The following is a 24266-nucleotide window of genomic DNA, read 5'->3' on the forward strand; positions in this document are numbered from 1 at the left end:
CTATGTTTTCATCATTGCGCCCGGGCCGCGGAATGCGGCGGGCGGTCGTCTAGGCGGCGCCGGCCGCCTCGGAAACGCAGGCATCGAAATCGCCCGTCACCCGGCCGCGCCGGAGCGGCAGGCAGGCGTCGGGGAAATCCTGGCGGAACACGCCGCCCAGGTCCCGCACCCGGCCGATGAAACGTTCCAGATGCGCCATGGCGCCTGTCGGCAGGTCGTGAACGACGATCAGCGCGTGGTCGAGGGACGTCAATTGCGCCATCGCCGTCTCGACCCATCCGTCCGGGTCGGCCCAGTCACGGGGAATGGCGTTCCACAGCACGCAGGTATAGCGGCCTTCGATCAGGTAGTCCGCGACGGGTCGGCTGAGGAGGTGCGGGCCGAGCGCCCCGCCGCCGCCGAACGGGCGGAACAGTTTGTCGGCATGGGCAAGATCGCCGATCAGGGCCTGGGTGCGGCCGATCTCGGCCTCGGGCACGTCCCCGCCCGGCAGGTTCCCCAAAGGGGTTTCGTGGCTATAGGTATGGTTGGCGATCCAATGCCCTTCGGCCGCGGCCCGTTGGGCCAGCTTGCGCCGGGCCGGATCGGCGATCTTGTGACCGAGAACGAAGAAACTGGCCGGGACTTCGGCCCGCGCCAGCACGTCGAGCACGCCCGGCGTCACGTCGGGTTCGGGCCCGTTGTCGAAGGTCAGGGTTACGTCGCGCATGGCCCCAGCCTAGCGGAACGCGGGGCCGGAGGGAACGGCGGCGACGGGGGAATCAGGCGGATTTCTTGACGAATTCGGTCAAAATGACGATCTGCTGGCCGTTGACCCGGCCTTCGATCTGCGCCGCGTTGTCGCGCACCAGGGAAATGCCGCGCACGGCGGTACCGCGCTTGGCCGTGAAGTTGGCCCCCTTGACGGTCAGGTCCTTGATCAGGGTCACCGTATCGCCGGCCGCCAGCACCGCGCCGTGACAGTCGCGGTGCACGACTCCGTCGTCTGCCGCCCCGGCATCCGCGCCCGATTGCGCCCAGGCCAGGGTGTCGTCGTCCAGGTAAAGCTGGTCGAGAAGCTCCGCCGCCCAGGCCTCGGCCTTGAACCGGCTCAGGATCCGCCAGGCCATGACCTGCACCGCCGGGACCGGGGTCCACATGCTGTCGGCCAGACACCGCCAATGACCGGCATCCATGGCCGCCGGGTCGCCGACCTGGGCCCGGCATGTCGCGCAGAGCAGCACGCAATCGTCCGCCGCGCCCGTGGACGCGGGCGGCACTTCGTACACCGCCAGATCATCGGTGGCGGCGCAAAGCTCGCAGGCGCCGCCGCTGCGGCCGTGGAGGTCGGTTTCCGTGGTCATGTCGTTTTCCCGCAAAAGCCTGCAAAAGATCGAGCCGCCCCTTTAAAGGACCGCGGCCGAAAAGGAAAGAAAGACGGGACCGGGACGGCCTCTAGCGCAGCGCGGCGCAGGCGCGCTGGATGCGCTCGCAGGCCTGGGTCAGTTCCTCGACCGCCGCCGCATAGGAAATGCGGAAATAGGGCGACACGCCGTAGGCCCCACCGTGGACGGTGGCCACGCCCTCCGTCTCCAGCAGGTACATGACGAAATCGCGGTCGGTCTCGATCACCTGGCCCGACGGCGTCGTCTTGCCGATGACGCCCGCGCAGGAGGGATAGACGTAGAACGCCCCCTTGGGCACGGGGCAGGAAATCCCCGGCGCCTGGTTGAGCATGGAGACCACCAGATCGCGCCGGTCCTCGAACGACTTGGACCGTTCGGCGACATAGTCCTGCGGCCCGTTCAGCGCCTCCACCGCGGCGGCCTGGCTGACCGAGGCCGCGCCCACGGTGACCAGGGATTGCAGCTTGATCATCTGCTTGACCAGGGACGGGTGGGCCCCGGCGTAGCCGATGCGCCAGCCGGTCATCGCAAACGCTTTCGACACGCCGTTGACGGTCACCGTACGGTCGAACAGTTTGGGCTCGACCTGGGCGATGGTCGCGAACTTCAGCCCGTCGAAGGCGATGTGCTCGTAGATGTCGTCGGCGATGATCCCGACGCGGGGATAGTCCAGCAGCACGTCGGCCAGCGCGCGCAAGTCGGCCTCTTCATAGACGGCGCCCGTGGGATTGTTGGGCGAATTAAGCAGAAGCCAGCGCGTCTTCGGCGTGATCGCCTTGCGCAACTGGTCGGCCGTCAGCTTGAAATCGTGGTCCTCGGCACAGGGCACGATGACCGGCACGCCGCCCGCGAACTTGATCATGTCGATATAGGCCACGTAGTAGGGGGCCGGCAGGACGACCTCGTCCCCGTCGTCGGTCCCGGCGGTGAAGGCGTTGAAAATCACCTGCTTGGCGCCGTTGCCGACGATGATGTGGTCGCGCGTGTAGTCCAGGCCGTTCTCGCGCTTGAACTTGGCGATGATGGCGTCCTTCAGCGCGTTGGTCCCGCCGATGGGGGTATAGGTCGTCTGGCCCTCGCGCATGGCGCGGATCGCCGCCTCCATCACGTGGTCCGGCGTCGGAAAGTCCGGCTGGCCCGAGGACAGGGAGATGACGTCGCGCCCCGCTTCCTTCATTTCACGGGCGCGCTGCGTCATCACGGCGGAGGGCGAGGTTTCGATGCGGTCCATGCGGGCCGCGAATTCCAGATCGGTCATGGTGTTTCCTGCGGGCTGGCGTTTCTTGCGGGCTTGATTTTGCCCGGCCCCATCGTCCCCGTTTTCAGAAAGCCGTCAAGAGCCTGCGCACTTCACGCATCGGCAGCCGGCCGGCCGGATGTACTCCTCGAAGTACTCCTTGCCGTAGTCGTAGGTGATTTCCTCGCCTTCCTTGATCGGCCGGATCGCCTCGATGGTGATGCGCTTTTCATCGTGGCTGACGAACGCCTTGGCGTTCGGGCGGCAGGAATGATTGATGTAGCGCGCCAGGTTGGCGCGCGGCGAGCCGTCGATGTAATGCTTGTCGTTCAACTGAAACAGATAACGGTTCGGCTTCACATCGGCTTTCTTGGTGCTGAGACGCGGGCCGGTGTATTCGATCAGCTCCTCGCCCTTCTTGAAATCCCGGAGGGCGCGCAGGCCCAGGCCGGCGGACGAGCGGAAAACTTTGAAGTCTTTGTGCTTGTTGGTCATGCCAAATCCCGATGGTGAAAAGCGCGCGCCCTTGTACCAACAATAATGGCCGTTTTGGTCAAAACCGTGTCAGGCGTTTTCCGCATCTGCCGGAAGAACGGCAAGCCCGCCCAGGCGCTGCACCAGCTCCGCGATCTCGGCCACGCCCGTCCCCGTCTTCATGTTGGTAAAGACGAAGGGGCGCTCGCCCCGCATGCGTTTGGCGTCGCGGTCCATGACGGCGAGGTCGGCGCCGACATGGGGGGCCAGATCCGTCTTGTTGATGACCAGAAGGTCCGAGCGGGTGATGCCCGGCCCGCCCTTGCGGGGGATTTCCTCGCCCGCCGACACGTCGATGACGTAGATGGTGATGTCGGCCAGTTCCGGCGAAAAGGTGGCGGCCAGGTTGTCGCCGCCTGATTCGATCAGGATCAGGTCGAGGGCAGGAAACGTCTTTCGCATCTCGGCCACGGCGGCCAGGTTGATGGACGCGTCCTCGCGGATCGCCGTGTGCGGGCAGCCCCCCGTCTCCACCCCCATGATGCGTTCGGGCGGCAGGGCGCCGCGCCGGGTCAGGGCCTCGGCGTCTTCCTTGGTATAGATGTCGTTGGTGATGGCGCAGATGTCGTGAGTCTCTCTGAAACTCCGGCAGAGCTGTTCCATCAGCGCCGTCTTGCCGGAGCCGACGGGCCCGCCGATGCCGACGCGGAGAGGGCCGTGTGGGGACGTGGTCATGATCTGAATAGCCTCGTGTACTGGGTTTCGTGGCGCATGGCGGCCACGTCGGAAAGAAAGGCGCAGCCGCCGAGGGCGGCAAGGTCGGCGGCCTGGGCGGCCTCGGCCGTATGGGCGACGGCGTCTTCCAACGCCGCCAGGACGCGCTGGCCGTCGGTCTGCCCCAAGGGGATCAGCCGCACGCCCGCGGAAATCAGGTTGGCCGCCACGGCATGGACATAGGCATGCAGGGCCGGGGCCAGCGGCAGGCCATGCCCGGCCGCCGCCCAGGCCACGGCGACGGGATAGGCGCAATCCCCCGGGATCAGCTGCGCATCGTCACCGTCCCAGGGCCAGCTCGCCCGCGTCGCCAGCAGAAAAGCGTTGCCCTGGGCCGTGGTCTCGAGCCGCCGTTCCGACGACGGGCAGAGCGCGACGGCGAGGTCGTTGATCGCCGCCAGCGCGGCCCCGTCCCCCGCCCGCGCCGCGTCATGGGTGCGGGCGAACAACACGGCGTCGGACCAGGCCCCGCCGTGATGCAGCAGATCGCGCAGCCAGCGTTCCAAACCCGCGCGGTCCGCCACCGCCCCCGTTTCCACCGCCCATTCCAGGCCGTGGCTGTAGGCGAAGGCGCCAACGGGATAGCCCGGCGACAGCCAGGCCAGGAGCCGGTAAAGCGATCCGCTATCCATGGGAGTGTCCGTGATGATGGCCGTGGGAATGATCGTCGTCGCCGTGGTCGTGGCCGTGGGTGCGGCCATGGCCGTAGGCGCCGCCCTCCGGATTGAAGGGGGCCGAGACATGGGCGACATGGGCGCCCAGCTTCACCAGCATGTCCTCGATCACATGGTCGCGGCGGATGCGCAAGCGGTCGCCCAGCAATTCCGTCGGCAGATGCCGGTTGCCCAGGTGCCAGGCGACGCGGACCAGATGATCGATGTCGTCGCAGGTGACTTCGGCCAGGGGCTCCGCCGCCGCCGTCACGGCGACCAGCCGGCCGTCCTCGAGCACCAGACCGTCGCCGTCGGCCAGCGCCTCGGCCTCCGCCAGGTCCAAAAGGAAGCCGAGGCCGCCCGTCCCGGTCATGGCGAGCCGCCGCCGGTGACGATGGTCGAAATCGAGCACCACCGTATCGGCGGCCGGCCCCGACCAGTCCCCTTTCCGCTTGAGCGCCGTTGCCCGAAGCATGTGCGTCTCCCCTTCAGATCAAGCCATCCGCCCCCTCACCCTGCCCTCACCCCCTGGAAGGGGGAGAGGGTTACATAGGCTTGGCCCGGCGAAGCCGTGCCTAGCCGACGTTGGGTAAGGGGGCGGTTCATTCTCGCAACATCTTGCCTTAGAACAGAAAATAGCGCTGCGCCATGGGCAGCACGTCCGCCGGCTCGCAGGTCAGAAGTTCGCCGTCGGCCCGCACCTCGTAGGTTTCCGGGTCGACCTCGACCTTGGGCGTGGCGTCGTTCAGAACCATGGATTTCTTGGAAATCCCGCCCCGCGTGTTTTCCACCGCCAGCAGTTCCTTCGCCACCCCCAGGTGATGGGCGATGCCGTCGTCGAGCGCCGCCTTGCTGACGAAGGTCACGCCCGACGCCGCCATGGACCGCCCGAAGGCCCCGAACATGGGCCGGTAGTGGACCGGCTGCGGCGTCGGGATGGAGGCGTTGGGATCGCCCATGGCCGCCGCCGCGATGGTGCCGCCGATCAGGATCATGTCGGGCTTCACCCCGAAGAACGCGGGCGACCACAGGACCAGATCGGCGCGCTTGCCGGCCGCGACCGAGCCCACGTGTTTCGAGAGCCCGTGGGCGATGGCCGGGTTGATGGTGTACTTGGCGATGTAGCGCTTGACGCGCAGGTTGTCGTTGTCCCCCGTTTCGCCCGATAGGCGGCCGCGCTGGCGCTTCATCTTGTCGGCGGTCTGCCAGGTGCGGATCAGCACCTCGCCGACCCGGCCCATGGCCTGACTGTCCGACGCGATGATGGAGAAGGCGCCCAGGTCATGCAGGATGTCCTCGGCCGCGATGGTTTCCTTGCGGATGCGGCTTTCGGCGAAGGCGACGTCTTCCGGGATGTTACTGTCCAGGTGATGGCAGACCATCAGCATGTCCAGATGTTCTTCCAGGGTGTTCACCGTGTAGGGCCGCGTCGGGTTGGTCGAGGACGGGATCACGTTCATCTCGCCGCAGACCTTGATGATGTCCGGCGCATGGCCGCCGCCGGCCCCTTCCGTGTGGAAAGCGTGGATCGTGCGGCCCTTGAAGGCGGCGACGGTGTTCTCGACGAAGCCGGACTCGTTCAGGGTGTCCGTGTGGATCATCACCTGCACGTCCATGTCGTCGGCGACGCCCAGGCAGCAGTCGATGGCCCCGGGGGTGGTGCCCCAGTCCTCGTGCAGTTTCAGGGAACAGGCCCCGGCCCGCACCTGTTCGACCAGCGCCGCCGGCTGCGCCGCGTTGCCCTTGCCCGCGAAGGCCAGGTTCATGGGCAGGCCGTCGGCGGCCTGGATCATGCGCCCGATGTGCCAGGGGCCGGGCGTGCAGGTGGTGGCGTTGGTGCCCGTGGCCGGCCCCGTGCCGCCGCCCAGCATGGTGGTGACGCCCGACATCAGGGCTTCCTCCACCTGCTGCGGGCAGATGTAGTGGATATGCACGTCGAGGCCGCCCGCGGTGAGGATCTTGCCCTCGCCGGCGATGGCTTCCGTGCCCGGGCCGATGACGATGTCGACGTTCGGCTGGGTGTCCGGGTTGCCGGCCTTGCCGATGGCGACGATGCGCCCGTCCTTGAGCCCCACGTCGGCCTTGACGATGCCCCAATGGTCGACGATCAGCGCGTTGGTGATGACCGTGTCGACGGCCCCCTCGGCGCGGGTCGCCTGGGATTGGCCCATGCCGTCGCGGATGACCTTGCCGCCGCCGAACTTGACCTCTTCGCCGTAGGTGGTGAAGTCCTTTTCGACCTCGATGAACAATTCCGTATCAGCCAGGCGCACCTTGTCGCCGGTGGTGGGGCCGAACATGTCCGCATAGGCGGCCCGATTAATTCTTGCCGGCATTAGTTCGCTCCCCCGTCGAGATCGCCCATGACCTTTTGATTGAACCCGTAGACCTTGCGCGCACCCAGAAGCGGCACCAGGGTCACGTCGCGGGACTGGCCCGGTTCGAACCGCACGGCCGTGCCCGACGCGATGTCGAGCCGCATGCCCCGCGCCTGTTCCCGGTCGAAGTCGAGGGCCGGGTTGGTTTCGTAGAAATGATAGTGGCTGCCGACCTGGACCGGACGGTCGCCCGTGTTGGCGACGGTCAGGGTCACGGTGGGCTGGCCCGCGTTCAATTCGATGTCGCCGGGGGCCGCGATGATTTCACCTGGGATCATGGCGTCCTCCCTCAGCGGATCGGGTTGTGGACGGTGACCAGCTTGGTCCCGTCGGGAAAGGTGGCTTCGACCTGCACGTCGTGGATCATCTCGGGAATCCCCTCCATGACCTGATCGCGGGTGATGACATGGGCCCCCGCCTCCATCAGGTCGGCGACGGATCGCCCGTCGCGGGCGCCCTCGACCACGAAGTCGGAAATCAGCGCGATGGCTTCCGGGTGGTTCAGCTTGACCCCCCGTTCCAGCCGCCGGCGCGCCACCATCGCCGCCATGGCGATCAGCAGCTTGTCCTTTTCTCTGGGTGTCAGGTTCATGGAGCCTCCCTTTATCTTCTTTGACGTCTAGAGGTGCCAGACGCGGGGCAGCGCCCGCCCGGCCAACAAGTTCAGCAGCGGCACCAGACGGGCCCGCAGGGCGCGGTCGTCGGGCGCGACCAGACGGCAGATCAGCAATCCGGGCAGCGCACTCGCCCCCGCCGTGGCGAGCGGGTCAAGCACGGCCCGCGCCTCGGCCAGTTTCTCTTCCGCCCTGGCCACGGCCAGAACCACCGTCGCCATCGCCTTGTTGCCGGCCAGAACGGCGGGGCCGACGGCCACATTGTCGATATCGCCCGCGATGCGGGCCGCGTCCGCGAAAATCAGTTTACCGTCGCGCCGCACACGCCAGGAATCGGTGAACGTGCCCCCGGTGACGATCTCGCCCGAGGCAACACGCCCCAGCACCAGGGCCTCGACCGCGAGGAACGCCGCGTCGCCGTCCAGATCGACGTCGAGCGAACGGTCGAGCCGGCCGCCGTCGAACAGAATGGTTTCCTGAGGCAGCCAGTGCAGCGTGGCACCCGGGCCCGCCGCCAACCGGGTCTCGACCCGTGCCGGCTGGTCGCCCGTGGCGCGGTAGACCCGCTCGCAGGCCTGGGTGGTCAGGGTCAGGGCCGCGCCCGGCCCGGCCTCGGCCTCCGTCCCATAGACGTCGCCGCCCGTAAGCCCGCCCGCCGTGTTGAGCAACACCGCCTCCACCGAAGACGGGCCGTAAACCTTGGGCAGGCGCAGCTTGGCGCAACCGTCCTGATACAGTTCCGCCAGGCGGGTAACGCCGCCTTCGGCCCGGACCGCGATCCGGGCCCAACCGCGGGCGCGCTGAAGGGGAATGATCTCGCCGGGCCGGTCAGACGGTGAGGTGCCGTCGTACATCGTCCGCGTCCAACTCGCTCTTGTCACCGGCGACAATGACCTCGCCCCGGTCCATGACGGTGATGGCGTCGGCCAATTCGTGGGCGAAATCAAAATACTGTTCGACCAGCAGGATCGCCATTTCCCCTTTCTCGCGCAAGTAGGAAACCGCGTCCTTCACCGTCTTGTTGGTCTCGCCGTTGGAGTCCCGGGGCGGCGTGTCGTAGACTCGCAGGGACGAGGCCTCGTCCTGCTTGTTCGACCGGTCGCGCAGGAACTTGATGGCCCCGCCGATGTCCTTGATGATCGAGGGCTGGATGCCTTCCGTGGGTTCGTCCAGCACCAGCAGGCGCGGCCGCGTGACCAGCGCCCGGCCGATCGCCAGTTGCTGCTGCTGGCCGCCGGACAGGTCGCCGCCCCGGCGTTTCAGCATGTCCTTCAGCACGGGGAACAGCTCGAACACCTCGTCCGGCACGAAACGCATCTTGGCCGGCAGGCCGGCAAAGCCGGTTTCCAAATTCTCCTGCACGGTCAGCAGGGGGAAGATCTCGCGCCCCTGGGGCACATAGGCGATGCCGCGGCGCGCCCGGTCGAAGGTCGCCAGCGAATTGACCGAGGCCCCGTCCCATAGAATGTCGCCATTAGCGATGGGATGATGGCCGACGATGGCGCGCAGCAGCGACGTCTTGCCGACGCCGTTGCGGCCCAGGACGCAGGTGACCTTGCCGATCTCGGCCTTCATGCTGACGCCGCGAAGGGCCTGGGCGGCGCCGTAGAACAGGTCGACGTTTTGGACTTCAAGCATCTCTCGTCTTCCTCTCCCTAGCGTCCCAGATAGACTTCGATGACGCGCTCGTCGGCGCTGACGTAATCCAGGGTGCCCTCGGCGATGGCCGATCCTTCGTGCAGCACCGTGACCTGCACGTCCAGGTCGCGCACGAAGGCCATGTCGTGTTCGACCACGACCACGGAATGGCGCTGGGCGATGTCACGCAACAGGCGGGCCGTTTCTTCCGTTTCCGCGTCGGTCATGCCGGCGACCGGCTCGTCCACCAACAGCAGCTTGGGGTCCTGGGCCAGCAGCATGCCGATTTCCAGCCACTGTTTCTGGCCGTGGGACAGGTTGGCCGAGACCTCATCCTTCACGCGGGTCAGGCGGATGATCTCAAGGATGTCCTCGATCTCCTTCCTGTCCTTGGCGCCGGTGGCGTGGAACAGGGTGTCCCAGGCCCGCCGCCCGGATTTGAGCGCCAGCACCAGGTTGTCCCACACCGTGTGGTTTTCGAACACGGTCGGTTTCTGGAACTTGCGCCCGATGCCGAGAGAGGCGATCTCCGCCTCGTCCATGCGGGTCAGGTTCACGGTCTCGTCGAACAGGACGCGGCCGTTGTCGGGCTTCGTCTTGCCGGTGATGACGTCCATCATCGTGGTCTTGCCCGCCCCGTTGGGGCCGATGATGGCGCGCATTTCCCCCGGCTTCACGGTCAGCGACAGGTCACGGAGCGCGCGGAAGCCGTCGAACGAGACGTTGACGTTTTCCAGATAGAGGATCGAGCTTTTGGAGGACATGCGCTCAATCTCCTTCTTGCGGCTGGGGTGCGGCGGCGTCCTTGGACGCACGGCGCTTGGCCTTCCAGTCGTCATAGGTGCCGACGATGCCCTTGGGCAGGAACAGGGTCACGGCGATGAACAGCCCGCCCAGCGCGAACAGCCAGAATTCCGGCAGAATGCCCGTGAACAGGGTCTTGCCGAAGTTGACGATGATCGCCCCCACGGTCGCCCCGACCAGGGTGCCCCGGCCGCCGACGGCGACCCAGATCACAACCTCGATCGAGTTGGCGGGGGTGAATTCCGACGGGTTGATGATGCCGACCTGGGGCACGTACAAGGCCCCCGCGACACCCGCCATGCAGGCCGATAGCGTCCAGACCAGCAATTTGTAGTTCTCGGGCCGGTAGCCCAGGAAACGGGTCCGGCTTTCCGCGTCGCGCACGGCGATCAGCACCTTGCCGAACTTGGAATTGACCAGCGCCTTACAGATGATGAAGCCGAGCGCCAGAGCCACCGCCGAGGCCAGCAACAGGCCGACGCGGGTCGAGTCCGCCTGCACGTCGAAGCCCAGGATTTCCTTGAAGTCGGTCAGGCCGTTGTTACCGCCAAAGCCCATGTCGTTGCGGAAGAAGGCGAGCATCAGGGCGAAGGTCAGGGCCTGGGTGATGATCGAGAGATAGACCCCCGTGACCCGCGAGCGGAAGGCGAACCAGCCGAACACGAAGGCAAGCACCCCGGGCACCGCGACGACCATCAGGGCGGCGAACCAGAACTGGTCGAAGCCGTACCAGAACCAGGGCAGTTCCTTCCAGTTCAGGAACACCATGAAGTCGGGCAGGATCGGATCGCCGTAGACGCCGCGCGTGCCGATCTGGCGCATCAGGTACATGCCCATGGCGTAGCCGCCGAGGGCGAAGAACGCCGCATGGCCAAGCGACAGCACGCCGCAGAAACCCCAGACGAGATCGACCGAGAGGGCGAGCAGGGCGTAGCACAGGTATTTGCCGAGTAGCGCCACCGTATAGGACGACACGTGAAGCGGGCTGTCGGCCGCGGTCCCCAGGCTGAGGATCGAGACGGCGAGGACGATCAGGAACAGAAGCCCCAGGAAGATCACCGCGCGGCGGTCGAAGCCGCCCTGAATAAGCTTGAGGGTCATCATTGCTCGATCGCCCGGCCCTTGAGGGCGAACAGCCCCCGTGGACGTTTCTGGATGAACAGGATGATGAACACCAGGACCAGGACCTTGCCCAGCACCGCCCCCGCATAGGGTTCAAGGAACTTATTGGCGACACCGAGCGTCATGGCGCCCACCAGGGTGCCCCACAGGTTGCCGACCCCGCCGAACACCACGACCATGAAGCTGTCGATGATGTAGCTTTGGCCCAGGTTGGGGCTGACGTTGTCGATCTGCGAAAGCGCCACCCCGGCGATCCCGGCGATGCCGGAGCCGAGCCCGAAGGTCACGGCATCGACCCAGTTGGTGCGGATGCCCATGGCACCGGCCATGCGGCGGTTCTGGGTCACGGCGCGCATCTGCAAGCCGAGGGGCGTTTTCTTCAACACCGCCATCAGGGCGAACAGCACGACCAGGGAGAACACGATGATCCACAGCCGGTTGTAGGTGATGGTCAGATGGCCGACCTCGAAGGCGCCCGCCATGTAGTCGGGCGTGCCGACCTCGCGGTTGGACGGCCCGAAGATGGTGCGCACGGCCTGTTGCAGAACCAGGGAGAGCCCCCAGGTCGCGAGCAGAGTTTCCAGCGGGCGGCCGTAGAGGAAGCGGATGATGCAGCGTTCCACCGCCATGCCGATGGCGCCGGCGACCAGGAAAGCCAGCGGCACGGAAATGAGGAGCGAATACGCGAACAATTCCGGCATCGAGGTGCGGATCACTTCCTGCACCATGAAGGTCACGTAGGCGCCGATCATCACCATCTCGCCGTGGGCCATGTTGATGACCCCCATGACGCCGAAGGTGATGGCGAGGCCGATGGCGGCGAGCAGCAGGACCGAGCCCAGCGACAGCCCGTACCATACGTTCTGCGCGGCGCCCCAGAGTTCCAGGGTCTGGCGGATCGATTTGGCCGTCGCCTCGGCGGCGGCCTTCACCGCACCCTCCGATTGCGCGGCGGCGGCCAGGGCGACGGACAGGGCGTCGCGGTCACCGCGTTCCTCGATCAGCTTGAGGGCCGCGATCTTGTCCGCATCGGGTACGTCGGATTTCAGCTGCACGGCGGCGCGGGCGCCCTGCAATGCCCTCCTCACCTTATCCTCGGTTTCCTTGAGGATCGCGGCCTCGAGGGGTGCCAGCATGTCCGGGTCTTGAGACTTGAACACCGCCGCCGCCGCCTTCAGGCGCACGGCCGGGACCTTGGACAGCAGCGTCAGCCCGCCCAGCGCCGCCTTGAGCTCGCGCCGCAGCCGGTTGTTCACGCGGATCTTCTTGACCGAAAAACTGTCGGATGTGCCGGCGTCCTTGCCGGACAGGGGATCGACCAGGGCGAAGCCGCCGTCGGTCTTTTTGGTGATGAAAACCTTTTTGTCGGCGGGCCGGACGTAAAGGTCGCCCGCCAGAAGGGCCTGCAGGGCGGGAACGACGCGGTCGTCGCCCGATGCCGCGAGGGCCTGAATCTGCTTGGCCGTTTCGGAGAACCCGCCCGTGCCCAGCGCATCGATCTGCGCCTGGAGGGCCGTGTCGTCCGCCTGGGCCGGCCCCGTGGGGATCAGCCAGGCGAGGGCCAGGAAAAGCAATAATGAATGAATGGATCGCGCCATGAACCTGCCGCCGTTGCCAGGATGGTGGTTGCGGAATTTGTTAGTGGTGTGGGGGGCGGGGCGCTTGCCCCGCCCGCCCGTGTGGTCTGTACCTGTCACGGCTGTGACCGGGCCCTAACTCAGGACCCCTTGCCGCTGCACTTGCCGGTCTTGACGTTGAAGTTGCCGCAGGCCATGGGCTTGCGCCAATCGGAGATCAGGTCCTTGGAGCCCGGCAGGAAGTCGGACCAGGCATCGCCCGGCACTAGGCCCGGCGTCGAGGACACGGTTTCGAACTGGCCGTTGGCCTGAATCTCGCCGATCAGCACCGGCTTGGTGATGTGGTGGTTCGGCATCATGGCCGAGTAGCCGCCGGTCAGGTTCGGCACGGTGACGCCGACGATGCTGTCGATCACGGCGTCCGGCTTGGTCGTGCCGGCGATCTCGACCGCCTTCACCCACATGTTGAAGCCGATGTAATGGGCTTCCATGGGGTCGTTGGTCACGCGCTTGTCGTTCTTGATGAAGGTCTTCCACTTCTTGATGAACGCGGCGTTTTCCGGCGTGTTGGCCGACATGAAGTAGTTCCAGGCGGCCAGGTGGCCGACCAGGGGTGCCGTGTCGAGACCGGCCAGTTCCTCTTCGCCGACCGAGAACGCGACGACCGGAATGTCTTCGGCCTTGATGCCCTGGTTGGCCAGTTCCTTGTAGAACGGCACGTTGGCGTCGCCGTTGATGGTCGAGACGACGGCGGTCTTCTTGCCGGCGGAACCGAACTTCTTGATGTCGGCGACGATCGTCTGCCAGTCGGAATGACCGAACGGCGTGTAGTTGATCATGATGTCTTCGGCGGGCACGCCCTTGTCCTTGAGATAGGTCTCAAGAATCTTGTTCGTGGTGCGCGGATAGACATAGTCGGTCCCGGCCAGGACCCAGCGCTTCACGCCTTCCTGCTTGGCCAGATAATCGACGGCGGGGATCGCCTGCTGGTTCGGCGCCGCACCCGTGTAGAACACGTTCTTCTGGCTTTCCTCGCCTTCGTACTGGACCGGATAGAACAGGACCGAATTCAGTTCCTCGAACACCGGCAAAACGGATTTGCGCGACACGGAGGTCCAGCAGCCGAACACCACGTCGACCTTCTTGACCTCGATCAGCTCGCGCGCCTTTTCGGCGAACAGCGGCCAGTTGGACGCGGGATCGACGACGACGGCTTCGAGCTTCTTGCCCAAAAGGCCGCCTTTCTTGTTCTGCTCCTCGATCAGCATCAGCATGACGTCCTTCAGCGTGGTTTCGCTGATCGCCATGGTGCCGGACAGAGAATGGAGAATGCCGACTTTGATGGTGTCGGCGGCCTGCGCGACGGTGCCCGTCATCGCGGCCGCGGCCAGGGCGATGCCCGCCACTGCCCCCCGGAAATACGTTTTCATTATATCGCCTCCAAATAAGGAATTGTTGCTGCGTTGCGGCAAGGTAATGGCAAGGGCCGTGCCAATTTGCACAGCCCTGGGACGAATAAAAATATTCGTTATTTTTCAATGCATTAAAAACACATTTAACCAATGCCGTCTTGCGAATGCGCCGCAGCTTCAGGTTAAAAATTATGCAAATTAGCTTATTTGCCCAAAATATAACCATACAAGTGTGCGGTGGCGAAGCCGCCGGTTGCCCCACCGCCGGACGCCCAATCGGCAAATGACAAATTGATCTGGCGCGGGGTATAAGGCGCGTCTATATCGAACCTATCGATACCTGTCATAGATTCACCCTATTGTCTGCGCTATAACCCGCCGACCCCCACCGCCGATCCGGCCCCATCCCATCGGAGACATCATGAACACGCTCAACCGCGACGCCCGCTCCACCCATTCCGAAACCCTGACGAAGGCCGGCAAGCTGCGCCGCATGCTGACCTCGCCCGAGCTGGAATTCATCATGGAGGCCCACAACGGCCTGTCGGCGAAGATCGTCGAGGAAGCCGGGTTCAAGGGCATCTGGGCGTCCGGCCTGTCCATGTCCGCGGCCTTGGGCGTGCGCGACAACAACGAAGCGTCCTGGACCCAGGTCCTGGAAGTCCTGGAATTCATGTCCGACGCCACGTCGATCCCGATCCTGGTCGACGGCGACACGGGCTGGGGCAACTTCAACAACATGCGCCGCGCGGTGACCAAGTTCTGCCAGCGCGGCATTGCCGGCATCTGTATCGAGGACAAGCTATTCCCCAAGACCAATTCCTTCATCGGCGAGGGCCAGCCGCTGGCCGACATGGCCGAGTTCGCGGGCAAGATCAAGGCGGGCAAGGACTCGCAGACCGACCCCGACTTCTCCATCGTCGCGCGGCTGGAAGCGTTCATCGCCGGGCGCGGCCTGAACGAGGCGCTCGACCGCGCCCATGCCTATGCCGAGGCCGGGGCCGACGCCGTGCTGTGCCATTCCAAGCTGGCGACCGCCGACGAGGTCATGGAATTCATGCGCCAATGGGACAACCGCGTGCCCGTCGTGATCGTGCCGACCAAGTATTACGCCACGCCGACCGACGACTTCCGCAAGGCGGGGGTATCGCTGGCGATCTGGGCCAACCACAATCTTCGCGCGTCGATCACCGCCATGCGCGAGACCACGGCCCGCATCCTGCGCGAGGAAAGCCTGGCCGGGATCGAGCCGCACATCACGACCGTGTCGGAAATCTTCCAGCTGCAGGGCAACGACGAATTGCGTCAGGCCGAAGGCCGCTACCTTCCGGCCAAGAAGGCGCCGGGGGCGGTGATCCTCGCCGCGTCGCGCGGCCAGGCCCTGGGCGAACTGACCGCCGACCGGCCGAAATGCATGATCGACGTGCGCGGCCGTCCCCTCTTGGCGCGCCTGACCGACACCCTGAAGCAGTCGGGCGTGCGCGACATCACGGTCGTGCGCGGCTACGCCAAGCAGATGATCAACCTGCCGGGCATCGCCACCGTGGACAACGACTTCTATGAAAAGACCGGCGAGGTCGGCAGCCTGGCCTGCGCCAAGGACGCGATCCAGGGCGACTGCGTCATCGCCTACGGCGACATCCTGTTCCGCCATCATCTCCTCGACAAGCTGATGGAAACGGCGGGCGACATCGTCGTCGTGGTCGACGGCCAGTGGCGCGCGCGCGGCGACGAACACCAGGGCGACGACGCCGAAACGGTCTGGGTGCGCGACTTCGCCGAATGCTCCCTGCCCTTCGGCGCCGACTTCATGGACGAGGACGCGCCGGTGACCCTGACCGCCATGGGCCCGGATATCGCCGAGGACCGCATCTCCGGCGAATGGGTCGGCCTTGCCCGTGTCACGGAAAAGGGCGCCGAGATCGTCCGCGCGGAAATCGACGCCATGCTGGCCGAGGGCCTGACCAAGGCGGGCCTGCCCGCGCTGTTTTCCCGCCTGGTCGCCAAGGGGCACGAGGTTTCCGTCGCCTACGTGGCCGGACAATGGATGGACATCGACCACGCGGCCGACCTGAATCAGGCGAAGCTGTTCCTGTAAAAAATCCACGTCAATCTCCCACCCTCCCTCTCCCCCGCCCCGGGGGAGAGGGCCGGGGTGAGGGGGTGGTTCGGCCGAAAATCCCCCTCACCCACTGCGGCTCAAGCCCTAACGGGCTTGAGCCTCGTTGCCCTCTCCCTTAAGGGAGAGGGAACTGGTTTCTGCCCTTTACCCCGGAGCCCGCCATGATCGACGCCGACGACTTCCTGACCCCGCTGCGCGCGCGGGGCTTCGACTTCTTCACGGGCGTGCCCTGCTCGTTCCTGACGCCGCTGATCAACAAGGTGGTCGGCGGCGCCGGGGCGGGCGGCGGGGCCAACGTGCGGCTCGACTACGTGCCGGCGGCAAGCGAGGGCGAGGCCGTGGCCATCGCGTCGGGCGCCTGGCTGGCCGGGCGCGGCACGGTGGTGATGTTCCAGAACTCAGGATTGGGCAACGCGGTCAATCCGCTGACGTCGCTCAACCATCCGTTCCGCATCCCGTCCCTGGTGGTCACCACCTGGCGGGGGGCCCCGGGGTTGAAGGACGAACCCCAGCACGAGGTCATGGGCGAGATCACGCCGGACCTGCTCGACGTCATCCGCATCCCGCACCTGCCCTTCCCGACCGAGGCGGCGACGGTCGAACCCGCCCTGAAAGTGGCCCTGAGCTACATGGACGCCGAAAACCTGCCCTTCGCCTTCATCATGGAGAAGGGCAGCGTGAGGGACGACGGCCTGGACGCCACGTCCCTGCCCGCCCCCGACCTGGGCCCGGTGACCGACCTGTTCACCGGCGCAGACCTGCCGGGACGCATGCGGTCGATGGAAGCCGTGCTGGAGGTTCTGCCCGAGGACGCCGGCATCATCGCCACCACGGGCAAGTGCGGGCGCGAGCTGTTCACCATCGAGGACCGCAAGCAGCACCTGTACCAGGTCGGCTCCATGGGCGGGGCCGCCGGCATGGGGCTGGGGGCGGCGCTCAACGTCACCTCGCCCATCGTCGTGTTCGACGGCGACGGGGCCGCCCTGATGAAGCTGGGGTCCATGGCGACCATCGGGGCCATGGCGCCCACCAACCTGATCCATATGGTGTTCGACAACGGGACCTACGATTCCACGGGCGGCCAGCCGACCACGGCCCCCGCCGTGCGCTTCGCCCGCGTCGCGCAGGCCTGCGGCTATGCCGCCGGCTGGGAGACCGACAGCCTGGACGGCCTCAAGCAGGCCGTCACGGAAGCCCTCAAGACCCCCGGCCCGCACCTGATCCACATGAAGATCGCGCCCGGTTCCATGAAGGAGCTGGGCCGCCCGACCGTGACCCCGCCCGAGGTCGCGCGCCGGTTCCGCGATTTCCTGACCCCTTACCGCAAGACAGGGGGCTAATTCAGCCCACCGCCGCCGCCCGTTCGCCCGCCAGTTCATGGCGGAGGCCCAGATAGAGGCTCAGGCACATCGCCAGCAGGATCACCGTGAACGGCAGTCCGACGCAGATCGCCGCCGCCTGCAGCGCGCCGAGCGCATCCGCCCCGCCGCCGAACAGCAGAGCCCCCGCGACCACGCCTTCGATCACCGCCCAGAAAATACGCTGAACCACGGGGGCATCAAGCTTGCCGCCGGCGGTGATGCTGTCGATCACCAGCGAGCCGGAATCCGACGAGGTGACAAAGAACACCAGCACCAGACAGATGGCGACGAAGGACGTGACCGAGGCCAACGGCAGGTTTTCGAGCATCTGGAACATGGCCAGCGACACGTCTTCAAGGCCATCTGCCAGCCCGCCCATGTCGGCCTCGACCTGATACAGGGCGGAGCCGCCGAACACGGCCATCCACACCAGCGTCACCAGGGTCGGCACCAGCAGCACGGCGACGATGAACTGACGCACGGTGCGGCCGCGCGACACCCGGGCGATGAACATGCCGACGAAGGGCGACCAGGAAATCCACCAGGCCCAGTAGAACACGGTCCAGCCGTGGAAGAATTTCTCGTCCTCGCGCCCGATCCAGTTACTGAGCGGCACGATGGTGGTGATGTAGCTTTTGCCGGTCTCCAGGACATTGGACACGAGATCGCCCGTCGGCCCGACCACGAACACGAAGGCCAAAAGCAGCGCCGCCATGACCATGTTGATCTGGGACAGAACCTTCACCCCGCCGTCGAGGCCGCGCACCACGGAAAACACGGCGACGGCGGTGACGCCGCAGATGATGGCGATCTGCACGTTGATGGTGTTGGGAATGTCGAACAGGAAATGAAGGCCGCTCGCCGCCTGCTGGGCGCCAAAGCCCAGCGACGTGGCCAGACCGAACAGGGTCGCCAACACGGCGACCGTGTCGATCCCATGGCCGAACCAGCCCCAGGCGCGATCCTGGATCAACGGATAGAAGCCGGAGCGGATCGTCAGCGGCAAACCCTTGTTGTAGGTGAAGAACGCCAACGACAGCCCGACCACCGCATAGATCGCCCACGGATGAAGCCCCCAATGAAACATGGTCGCGCTGAGCGCCGCATCGGCGCCGCCGGGGGTGCGGGGCTCCACCCCCAGGGGCGTGCCGAACCAGTTCGTGTAATAGGCCGTGGGTTCCGCCACGGACCAGAACATCAGCCCGATCCCCATGCCCGCGGCGAACAGCATGGAGAACCAGGACATCACGGAAAATTCCGGCGTCGCGTCGGGCCCGCCCAGGCGGATGTTCCCCACGGGCAGGAAAATCAGCGCCACACAGAACAGGACAAACACATTGGCCCCGGCCATGAACAGCCAGTCGAAATGATCGATGGACCATGATTTGGCGCCGTCGAATAATATTTTCGCCGGGCCCGGCGCCATCAACGTACCAATAACAAATAAAAGAACAAAAATTGCTGAGATCCAGAATACAGGATGGTGAATGTCCATACCAAATTTCTGAATATTATCCTGACCTGTTTCGTATTCAGTGTCGTAAATATCTTCCACAAATACTTTCCCTGTTGTCCATCTCATACTTTCTATCTGATATGCATATTAACGAATTACCCCCGCCGCCGTGAACCCCTGGGCAGGCATTCTTAAAAAAAACGGCGTCCGGCCCCGCCCACGGCGGGATCGCGTGGAACAAAATGACGATTTTATGGAATTGTACGTATTGCTAGGAGCAACTGGCGCCGGGCGGCGTCGCGCCGGCGGGAGTCACGATCACCGCGACCCGCTCGATCTGCTTGTCGCCGACGATGTCGGCGATGGTGGCGTGCAGGGTGCGGTCCAGGTCCGACGGGATGGTCGTTCCGGTGGGGCTGGACGCCCTGACCCTTTCCCTGATCAAACGCGCCGCGGCGGACTGAACCGTTTTCGCCCGCGCACAAACGACCGCCCGTTCGGCGGCGCCGGGCACGGTCAGGCTCAAGGACACCAGCACCACATCGTCGGGCGCCCCCAGTATAAGCGGGATCGGCGACAGGGTGACGATATGGGGCGTCAACCGTGCCTCCTGGCCCGTCGGCCCCGCGCCCTTGAGATCATAACTCAAGCCTGTCATGGCCACGGCCGCGAGGATCGCGCCGGTGGCACCGCATGTCAGCATCAGGCCCTTGGTAAAATTCATCGAAGCCCTTCCCGCACACTCTGGACTGCCTTCGTCGATATCTGGGCGATAGTTAAGGCGCGCGCACCGGATGGCCTCAACGCCTTTGAGGGAGCATAGACCTAAATCTACAACCATTATACGTGAAAGATCGCCCGCGCCCGAACCCCGCCGGGCGCCGGTTTTGGACATTGTGGAAACGCATGCTAGGGTCGCCGCATACGATCAACGGAAAATCAGGACTGGAGACGGCACCCCATGGATGGACGCCTGGTGGAAACGGCTGAGGACGTATCGCAACTTGCCTTCGGATTCATGGCCTCGAAGGCGCTGTTCGCGGCGCTACACGTTGACGTGTTCACGGTGCTGGCGGACGGGGCGAAAACCTCGGCCGAGATTTCCAAGGAAACCGGCATTCCCGCCAACCGCATCACCACCCTGATGACCGCGCTGACCAGCGTCGGCCTGGTCGACCGATCCGACGACGAGATCTATGCCAATTCGCCGGGGGCCGAGGCCTTCCTTGCGCGCGGCGCCAAGTACGATTTCGGCGACTACCTGCGCTATCAGATCGACCGCCAGATGTATCCGTTTTTGCAGCAGCTGAACGAGGTCATGGACGGCTCCCTCGACCCGGACGCGGTCGACAGCTATCAGCATTGGATGGCCGACCCCAAGCAGGCCGCGATCTATTCCGAGGCCCAGCATGCGGGCTCTCTCGGCCCCGGCAAGACGTTGGCGCGGCTGGTCGATCTTTCCGGCGCCAAGACGCTGCTCGACGTGGCCGGCGGCACGGGCGCCATGACCATCCGGCTGCTAGAGGCCAATCCGGAAATGACCTCGACCATCATCGATTTTCCCAACGTGTCCGAACTGGGCTGGCGCTTCATCACCGAGGCGGGGATGGTCGACCGGGTGCGCTACATCCCCGGCAACGCGTTGCAGATCGCCTGGCCGACGGAACAGGACGCGATCCTCATGTCCTATCTGTTTTCCGGCATTCCCGGCGGCGAACTGCCGCGCATGGTGTCCGACGCCTTCGCCAGCCTGGCCCCCGGCGGACGCTTCATGGTCCACGACTTCATGGTCGACAACGACCGCCAGGGACCGCCCATGGCCGCCCTGTGGCAGTTACAGCACATGGCCTTCACGCCCGATGCCCGCTCGGTCACCCCGGGCTGGCTCAAGGCGCAGATGAAGGACGCCGGGTTCCAGGACATCGAGGAACACGAAATGGTCCCCGGCCTGACGCGGCTGGTGGTCGGAACGAAACCCGCCTAACTGGCCGACCGTCCGCCGGCCCCGTCCTTGCCGCGGACGGGCCCCGTGCGCTGCGCGTTCTTGTCTCTGACGCAGACCGCCTGATCGACATGGGCGATCACCAGTTCCCGTTCCTCGAAACAGCCGATCATCGTGCCATGAACCGAATGGATTTTCGCGTCGAGCGCCCCGGCAACGATCGTAAGGGTAATAAGGATCCAACTCATGCATCGGTCTCCTTGCATCGCTCCCAGAGCCTGATTTTACCACGCAGGCCGGGAATGGCCGCACGTCCATTCGTAAAACCTTGTGAAAGCCGATAACCGGCGAAACTGGCCGCAGAGCGCATCCCCGGTTAATCTTTCGCAGGAATTCTTGTCATCCAGCCCGCCGGGAGGAACCGCCATGCGCGTCGTCATCGCCATGATGAAGCACGAAACCAACACCTTTTCGCCGGTGCCGACGCCGATCGAACGGTTCGCCCGCGCCATCCCCCTGCCTTACGAAGGGGATGCCGCCTACAAAGCCTTCAAAGGCACCGGCAGCGGCACGGGCGGCTTCATCGACCTGGCGGAAGAGGCCGGGGCCGAGATCGTCATCCCTATCGCCGCCAACGCCGCACCGTCGGGCCCCGTGGCCGACGCCGCCTTCGACTACATGGCGACGCGCATCGTGGACGCGGTCAGGGCCGGCTGCGACGCCCTGTTCCTCGACCTGCACGGCGCCATGGTGACGGACAGCCGCGAGGACGGCGAGGGCAGCCTGATCCAACAGATCCGCGCCGTCGCCCCCGACCTGCCCATCGCCGTGGCGCTCGACATGCACACCAACCTCTATCCCGACCTGGCGGAAAACGTGACCTGCCTCGCGGGCTATCAGACCTATCCCCACATCGACCACTACGAAACCGCGCGGCGCGCCGGGCGGCCCGTCTACGCCATGTTGCGGGGCGAGGCCCGGCCGACGATCGCCTGGGGCAACCGGCCCATGCTGCCCCATGTCATGCGCCAGGGCTCGGACAATTTCCCCAACAAGGACTTGCAGGAAATGACCCGGCGCATGGAGCGGGAAGGCGCCTTGACCGCCTCCCTGTTCACGGGCTTTCCCCATGCGGATATCTACAATGCCGGTGTCTCCGCCGTGGTGGTGACCGACGGCGACCGGGCGCTCGCCGAGAAATTCCGGGACGAGCTTCTCGATTTCGCCTGGAACGAGCGCAAGGCCTTCGTCTACGAGATCGAACCCCTGGAAAGCTCCATCGCCCGCGCGACGGAAATCAAAAAGGGCGACGGCCCGGTCGTTTTGCTGGACCATTACGACAACGCAGCCTCCGGCGGCACGCAGGACACCATGACCGTTCTGGCGGCGATCCTGGACGCCGGGCTGGACGATGTCGCCGCCTTCGCGATCTGCGATCCCGACGCGGTCCAGAAGATGACCCAGGCCGGCATCGGCGCGGAGATCACCCTGGACCTCGGCGGCAAGGTCGACATGCCCGCCATCGGCGAGACGGGCAAGCCGCTGACCGTCACCGGGCGGGTCAAGGTGTTGACCGACGGCATCTACAAGAACAAGGGCCCCGCCAACCGCGGCGTAACCATGGACATGGGACCAAGCGGCGTGCTCGACACCGGCCGCGTGCAGATCTGCGTGATCTCGCGCCAGCAGGAACCCAACGACACGGCCTGCTTCACGTCCCTGGGCATCGCCCCCGAGGAAAAGACCTTCCTGATGCTGAAAAGCCGCATTCACTACCGCGCCGGGTTCGGCAAGCTCGCGAAACAGGTCATCGAATGCGCCGGCACCGGCGTCTGCGGCTCCGACTATTCGAAGCTGAATTTCAAGAACGTGCGGCGACCGATCTATCCGTTGGATAATTTGAATGATCCGATGTCATAGGGCGGCCCCTACGCGTGCCGATCTATCCGCGCGACAAGCCGTTGTCTGCGATCCTTAAAATCATCTGCTCATAGCTCAAGTCGAGATTGAGCGAACAGGCTCTGTAAAAGTATCCCTTGCGAAGGCCCGGCATGAGGTTTGCCTCGACGAAGTGGGGGACCTGATCATGATTCATCATGATATCGATGCGGCCGAACGATTTCCCGCCTAACGCCCTGAATGCCGCTTTCGCCAGTTCGGAAAGCTGCTCATGAACCCCGGGGTCTGAAACCGCGAGAACCTTCTCCCCGTCGTTCTTCTTGATTTCATAATCAAGAATTCGATTTCCGTTCTCGTTTTCCTCAACAATGATTTCAATGGGCATCGCCGTAAGGATTCCGGTCGCGGCGTCCTCTAGAATTCCAACGCTGTATTCTTTTCCGGACAAATAGCTTTCCGCCAAAGAACGCGCATTTTGGACCCTGTGGATCTCAGATACTTTTTCCGCGAAATCGGTGAAACAACTCACGACGGAATTGGCGTCCACGCCCCGGCTATCGCCGCCTGTAATCGGCTTAACGAACAAGGGGAACGCGATCGGGATTGACTCGGCGGTTGGGTGTTCTCCGGGAAGCGTGGTGAAATGCAGCGCCGTGGCGATGCCCGCTTCCTGCACAATGCATTTGGCGCGGCTTTTATCCGATTCACGATCCAGCGCTTTTCTGCCCGATGCGATATAGGGAATGCCGAACGTATCCAGATAGTCGTTCAGCCATAGCGTTTTACCGAAAAAATCAAAATACTTTACGCCTGAAAAAACCAGGTCCGGGTTTCTTGAAACCAACCGTTCCAAATCATCATGTGAGTTGATTTCCGTTATTCTAACCGATTGATAGTAATCCGATAAAATCCCCTGAATAATTTTTCCATCCAGAACGATGCCAACGTTCTTTTGGTTTTGCGTGACGTCCGCCGGCTTGGGAACTGTAACAATCTCAATCGTCTTTTGGATTTTCCCAGACGAAAAATCCACGTCTCTCAAAGCCTGCGCTTTCAGATAAATGGGCTCACCATAGGTTTGTGTTCCCTCGGGCGCGGTCAAAAGCGGGGCCGTCTCCATATTCAAAACTTCTCCTTATATTTTTCATGCACAAAGCGTTTGGAAACACGCACTGGTTCCAGTTTCTCAAATTGCCGGCTGACAATGGTGGTGAACGCGCCCGCGCAGATTTTTTCTACACTCAGCCAAATAAATTTATCAGAATAATAAATATTTATATACGCAATATTTACTCAATACTTTTTACTTGCATTTATATTTAAAGCGAATAATGCGCTAACCCAACTTCCTGATTTATCGTCCCGGGCGGTGCGATCGGCGGTTGCGCTGCGCATGGCTTTGCGATACGGCCAAGGAA

General features: G+C 64.5%; 25 protein-coding genes. 4 read left to right on the top strand and 21 right to left on the bottom strand.

Annotated elements, in window-relative coordinates:
- Positions 1-49: 49 nt before the first annotated feature.
- From RJ527_02815 to RJ527_02895, 17 genes are all read right to left on the bottom strand, one after another.
- Positions 50-709: a polysaccharide deacetylase family protein gene (locus RJ527_02815; protein WND76682.1), complete on the bottom strand. Its 660-nt coding sequence runs from the start codon at positions 707-709 to the stop codon at positions 50-52.
- 52 nt (positions 710-761) lie between these two features.
- Positions 762-1343 (bottom strand): PhnA domain-containing protein, encoded by a 582-nt coding sequence (locus RJ527_02820; GenBank protein ID WND76683.1) that lies wholly within the window; start codon positions 1341-1343, stop codon positions 762-764.
- 91 nt (positions 1344-1434) lie between these two features.
- A complete protein-coding gene (locus RJ527_02825; GenBank protein ID WND76684.1) occupies positions 1435-2643 on the bottom strand; it encodes a pyridoxal phosphate-dependent aminotransferase in 1209 nt (402 codons plus the stop codon).
- A 75-nt stretch (positions 2644-2718) separates the two neighbouring features.
- Complete coding sequence (locus tag RJ527_02830) at positions 2719-3117, bottom strand: SET domain-containing protein (GenBank protein ID WND76685.1); 399 nt, start codon at positions 3115-3117, stop codon at positions 2719-2721.
- 69 nt (positions 3118-3186) lie between these two features.
- Positions 3187-3831: an urease accessory protein UreG gene (gene ureG / locus RJ527_02835; protein WND76686.1), complete on the bottom strand. Its 645-nt coding sequence runs from the start codon at positions 3829-3831 to the stop codon at positions 3187-3189.
- Entirely contained in the window at positions 3828-4571 is a 744-nt protein-coding gene (locus RJ527_02840) for an urease accessory protein UreF (GenBank protein WND76687.1), read from the bottom strand. The genes ureG and RJ527_02840 overlap by 4 nt, the downstream gene beginning before the upstream one ends.
- Positions 4495-4998 (bottom strand): urease accessory protein UreE, encoded by a 504-nt coding sequence (locus tag RJ527_02845; protein WND76688.1) that lies wholly within the window; start codon positions 4996-4998, stop codon positions 4495-4497. The genes RJ527_02840 and RJ527_02845 overlap by 77 nt, the downstream gene beginning before the upstream one ends.
- 148 nt (positions 4999-5146) lie before the next feature.
- On the bottom strand, positions 5147-6859 hold the full coding sequence (gene ureC / locus RJ527_02850; protein ID WND76689.1) for an urease subunit alpha: 1713 nt from the start codon (positions 6857-6859) through the stop codon (positions 5147-5149).
- On the bottom strand, positions 6859-7179 hold the full coding sequence (locus RJ527_02855) for an urease subunit beta (GenBank protein ID WND76690.1): 321 nt from the start codon (positions 7177-7179) through the stop codon (positions 6859-6861). Before RJ527_02855 ends, ureC begins: the two co-directional genes overlap by 1 nt.
- 11 nt (positions 7180-7190) lie before the next feature.
- Positions 7191-7493, bottom strand: coding sequence for an urease subunit gamma (locus tag RJ527_02860; protein ID WND76691.1), 303 nt, complete (start codon positions 7491-7493; stop codon positions 7191-7193).
- Between the two features lie 27 nt (positions 7494-7520).
- A complete protein-coding gene (locus tag RJ527_02865; GenBank protein WND76692.1) occupies positions 7521-8369 on the bottom strand; it encodes an urease accessory protein UreD in 849 nt (282 codons plus the stop codon).
- Positions 8344-9153, bottom strand: coding sequence for an ABC transporter ATP-binding protein (locus RJ527_02870; protein ID WND76693.1), 810 nt, complete (start codon positions 9151-9153; stop codon positions 8344-8346). Before RJ527_02870 ends, RJ527_02865 begins: the two co-directional genes overlap by 26 nt.
- A 17-nt stretch (positions 9154-9170) precedes the next feature.
- Entirely contained in the window at positions 9171-9917 is a 747-nt protein-coding gene (gene urtD / locus RJ527_02875; GenBank protein ID WND76694.1) for an urea ABC transporter ATP-binding protein UrtD, read from the bottom strand.
- A gap of 4 nt (positions 9918-9921) precedes the next feature.
- On the bottom strand, positions 9922-11058 hold the full coding sequence (gene urtC, locus RJ527_02880; protein ID WND78006.1) for an urea ABC transporter permease subunit UrtC: 1137 nt from the start codon (positions 11056-11058) through the stop codon (positions 9922-9924).
- On the bottom strand, positions 11058-12677 hold the full coding sequence (urtB, locus tag RJ527_02885; protein ID WND76695.1) for an urea ABC transporter permease subunit UrtB: 1620 nt from the start codon (positions 12675-12677) through the stop codon (positions 11058-11060). The genes urtC and urtB overlap by 1 nt, the downstream gene beginning before the upstream one ends.
- A 119-nt stretch (positions 12678-12796) precedes the next feature.
- Complete coding sequence (gene urtA, locus RJ527_02890) at positions 12797-14032, bottom strand: urea ABC transporter substrate-binding protein (GenBank protein ID WND78007.1); 1236 nt, start codon at positions 14030-14032, stop codon at positions 12797-12799.
- 239 nt (positions 14033-14271) lie between these two features.
- The gene (locus tag RJ527_02895) at positions 14272-14415 is read right to left on the bottom strand and encodes a hypothetical protein (GenBank protein WND76696.1); all 144 of its coding nucleotides are present in this window, start codon (positions 14413-14415) and stop codon (positions 14272-14274) included.
- Positions 14416-14489: 74 nt separating this feature from the next.
- Between RJ527_02895 and aepX the strand changes: the two genes are divergently transcribed.
- Both aepX and aepY read left to right on the top strand, forming a co-directional pair.
- On the top strand, positions 14490-16166 hold the full coding sequence (aepX, locus tag RJ527_02900) for a phosphoenolpyruvate mutase (protein ID WND76697.1): 1677 nt from the start codon (positions 14490-14492) through the stop codon (positions 16164-16166).
- Between the two features lie 185 nt (positions 16167-16351).
- The gene (aepY, locus tag RJ527_02905; GenBank protein ID WND76698.1) at positions 16352-17530 is read left to right on the top strand and encodes a phosphonopyruvate decarboxylase; all 1179 of its coding nucleotides are present in this window, start codon (positions 16352-16354) and stop codon (positions 17528-17530) included.
- Position 17531: 1 nt separating this feature from the next.
- On the opposite strand, the gene RJ527_02910 is transcribed toward aepY, so the two are convergent.
- Entirely contained in the window at positions 17532-18977 is a 1446-nt protein-coding gene (locus RJ527_02910; protein WND76699.1) for a BCCT family transporter, read from the bottom strand.
- 301 nt (positions 18978-19278) lie between these two features.
- Complete coding sequence (locus tag RJ527_02915) at positions 19279-19731, bottom strand: hypothetical protein (protein WND76700.1); 453 nt, start codon at positions 19729-19731, stop codon at positions 19279-19281.
- A 237-nt stretch (positions 19732-19968) separates the two neighbouring features.
- On the opposite strand from RJ527_02915, the gene RJ527_02920 reads away from it, so the two are divergent.
- Positions 19969-20991, top strand: a complete 1023-nt coding sequence (locus tag RJ527_02920) for a methyltransferase dimerization domain-containing protein (GenBank protein WND76701.1) — start codon at positions 19969-19971, stop codon at positions 20989-20991.
- Here the strand turns inward: RJ527_02920 and RJ527_02925 are convergent.
- Positions 20988-21197, bottom strand: a complete 210-nt coding sequence (locus tag RJ527_02925) for a hypothetical protein (protein ID WND76702.1) — start codon at positions 21195-21197, stop codon at positions 20988-20990. The two genes, RJ527_02920 and RJ527_02925, sit on opposite strands and share 4 nt — an antisense overlap.
- Positions 21198-21375: 178 nt before the next feature.
- Between RJ527_02925 and RJ527_02930 the strand changes: the two genes are divergently transcribed.
- The gene (locus RJ527_02930; GenBank protein WND76703.1) at positions 21376-22869 is read left to right on the top strand and encodes a M81 family metallopeptidase; all 1494 of its coding nucleotides are present in this window, start codon (positions 21376-21378) and stop codon (positions 22867-22869) included.
- A 22-nt stretch (positions 22870-22891) separates the two neighbouring features.
- On the opposite strand, the gene RJ527_02935 is transcribed toward RJ527_02930, so the two are convergent.
- Entirely contained in the window at positions 22892-23968 is a 1077-nt protein-coding gene (locus RJ527_02935) for an ATP-grasp domain-containing protein (protein ID WND76704.1), read from the bottom strand.
- Positions 23969-24266 lie beyond the last annotated feature (298 nt).

Source organism: Thalassospiraceae bacterium LMO-SO8 (assembly GCA_031655335.1).
Classification (GTDB): Bacteria; Pseudomonadota; Alphaproteobacteria; order Rhodospirillales; family Casp-alpha2; genus UBA1479.

Excerpts from the sequence above, each read along its gene's own strand:
- RJ527_02815 (WND76682.1), bottom strand. The coding sequence starts at position 709 with ATGCGCGACGTAACCCTGACCTTCGACAACGGGCCCGAACCCGACGTG.
- RJ527_02820 (WND76683.1), bottom strand. The coding sequence starts at position 1,343 with ATGACCACGGAAACCGACCTCCACGGCCGCAGCGGCGGCGCCTGCGAG.
- RJ527_02825 (WND76684.1), bottom strand. The coding sequence starts at position 2,643 with ATGACCGATCTGGAATTCGCGGCCCGCATGGACCGCATCGAAACCTCG.
- RJ527_02830 (WND76685.1), bottom strand. The coding sequence starts at position 3,117 with ATGACCAACAAGCACAAAGACTTCAAAGTTTTCCGCTCGTCCGCCGGC.
- ureG (WND76686.1), bottom strand. The coding sequence starts at position 3,831 with ATGACCACGTCCCCACACGGCCCTCTCCGCGTCGGCATCGGCGGGCCC.
- RJ527_02840 (WND76687.1), bottom strand. The coding sequence starts at position 4,571 with ATGGCCGCACCCACGGCCACGACCACGGCGACGACGATCATTCCCACG.
- RJ527_02845 (WND76688.1), bottom strand. The coding sequence starts at position 4,998 with ATGCTTCGGGCAACGGCGCTCAAGCGGAAAGGGGACTGGTCGGGGCCG.
- ureC (WND76689.1), bottom strand. The coding sequence starts at position 6,859 with ATGCCGGCAAGAATTAATCGGGCCGCCTATGCGGACATGTTCGGCCCC.
- RJ527_02855 (WND76690.1), bottom strand. The coding sequence starts at position 7,179 with ATGATCCCAGGTGAAATCATCGCGGCCCCCGGCGACATCGAATTGAAC.
- RJ527_02860 (WND76691.1), bottom strand. The coding sequence starts at position 7,493 with ATGAACCTGACACCCAGAGAAAAGGACAAGCTGCTGATCGCCATGGCG.
- RJ527_02865 (WND76692.1), bottom strand. The coding sequence starts at position 8,369 with ATGTACGACGGCACCTCACCGTCTGACCGGCCCGGCGAGATCATTCCC.
- RJ527_02870 (WND76693.1), bottom strand. The coding sequence starts at position 9,153 with ATGCTTGAAGTCCAAAACGTCGACCTGTTCTACGGCGCCGCCCAGGCC.
- urtD (WND76694.1), bottom strand. The coding sequence starts at position 9,917 with ATGTCCTCCAAAAGCTCGATCCTCTATCTGGAAAACGTCAACGTCTCG.
- urtC (WND78006.1), bottom strand. The coding sequence starts at position 11,058 with ATGACCCTCAAGCTTATTCAGGGCGGCTTCGACCGCCGCGCGGTGATC.
- urtB (WND76695.1), bottom strand. The coding sequence starts at position 12,677 with ATGGCGCGATCCATTCATTCATTATTGCTTTTCCTGGCCCTCGCCTGG.
- urtA (WND78007.1), bottom strand. The coding sequence starts at position 14,032 with ATGACGGGCACCGTCGCGCAGGCCGCCGACACCATCAAAGTCGGCATT.
- RJ527_02895 (WND76696.1), bottom strand. The coding sequence starts at position 14,415 with ATGACAGGTATCGATAGGTTCGATATAGACGCGCCTTATACCCCGCGC.
- aepX (WND76697.1), top strand. The coding sequence starts at position 14,490 with ATGAACACGCTCAACCGCGACGCCCGCTCCACCCATTCCGAAACCCTG.
- aepY (WND76698.1), top strand. The coding sequence starts at position 16,352 with ATGATCGACGCCGACGACTTCCTGACCCCGCTGCGCGCGCGGGGCTTC.
- RJ527_02910 (WND76699.1), bottom strand. The coding sequence starts at position 18,977 with ATGGCGCCGGGCCCGGCGAAAATATTATTCGACGGCGCCAAATCATGG.
- RJ527_02915 (WND76700.1), bottom strand. The coding sequence starts at position 19,731 with ATGAATTTTACCAAGGGCCTGATGCTGACATGCGGTGCCACCGGCGCG.
- RJ527_02920 (WND76701.1), top strand. The coding sequence starts at position 19,969 with ATGGATGGACGCCTGGTGGAAACGGCTGAGGACGTATCGCAACTTGCC.
- RJ527_02925 (WND76702.1), bottom strand. The coding sequence starts at position 21,197 with ATGAGTTGGATCCTTATTACCCTTACGATCGTTGCCGGGGCGCTCGAC.
- RJ527_02930 (WND76703.1), top strand. The coding sequence starts at position 21,376 with ATGCGCGTCGTCATCGCCATGATGAAGCACGAAACCAACACCTTTTCG.
- RJ527_02935 (WND76704.1), bottom strand. The coding sequence starts at position 23,968 with ATGGAGACGGCCCCGCTTTTGACCGCGCCCGAGGGAACACAAACCTAT.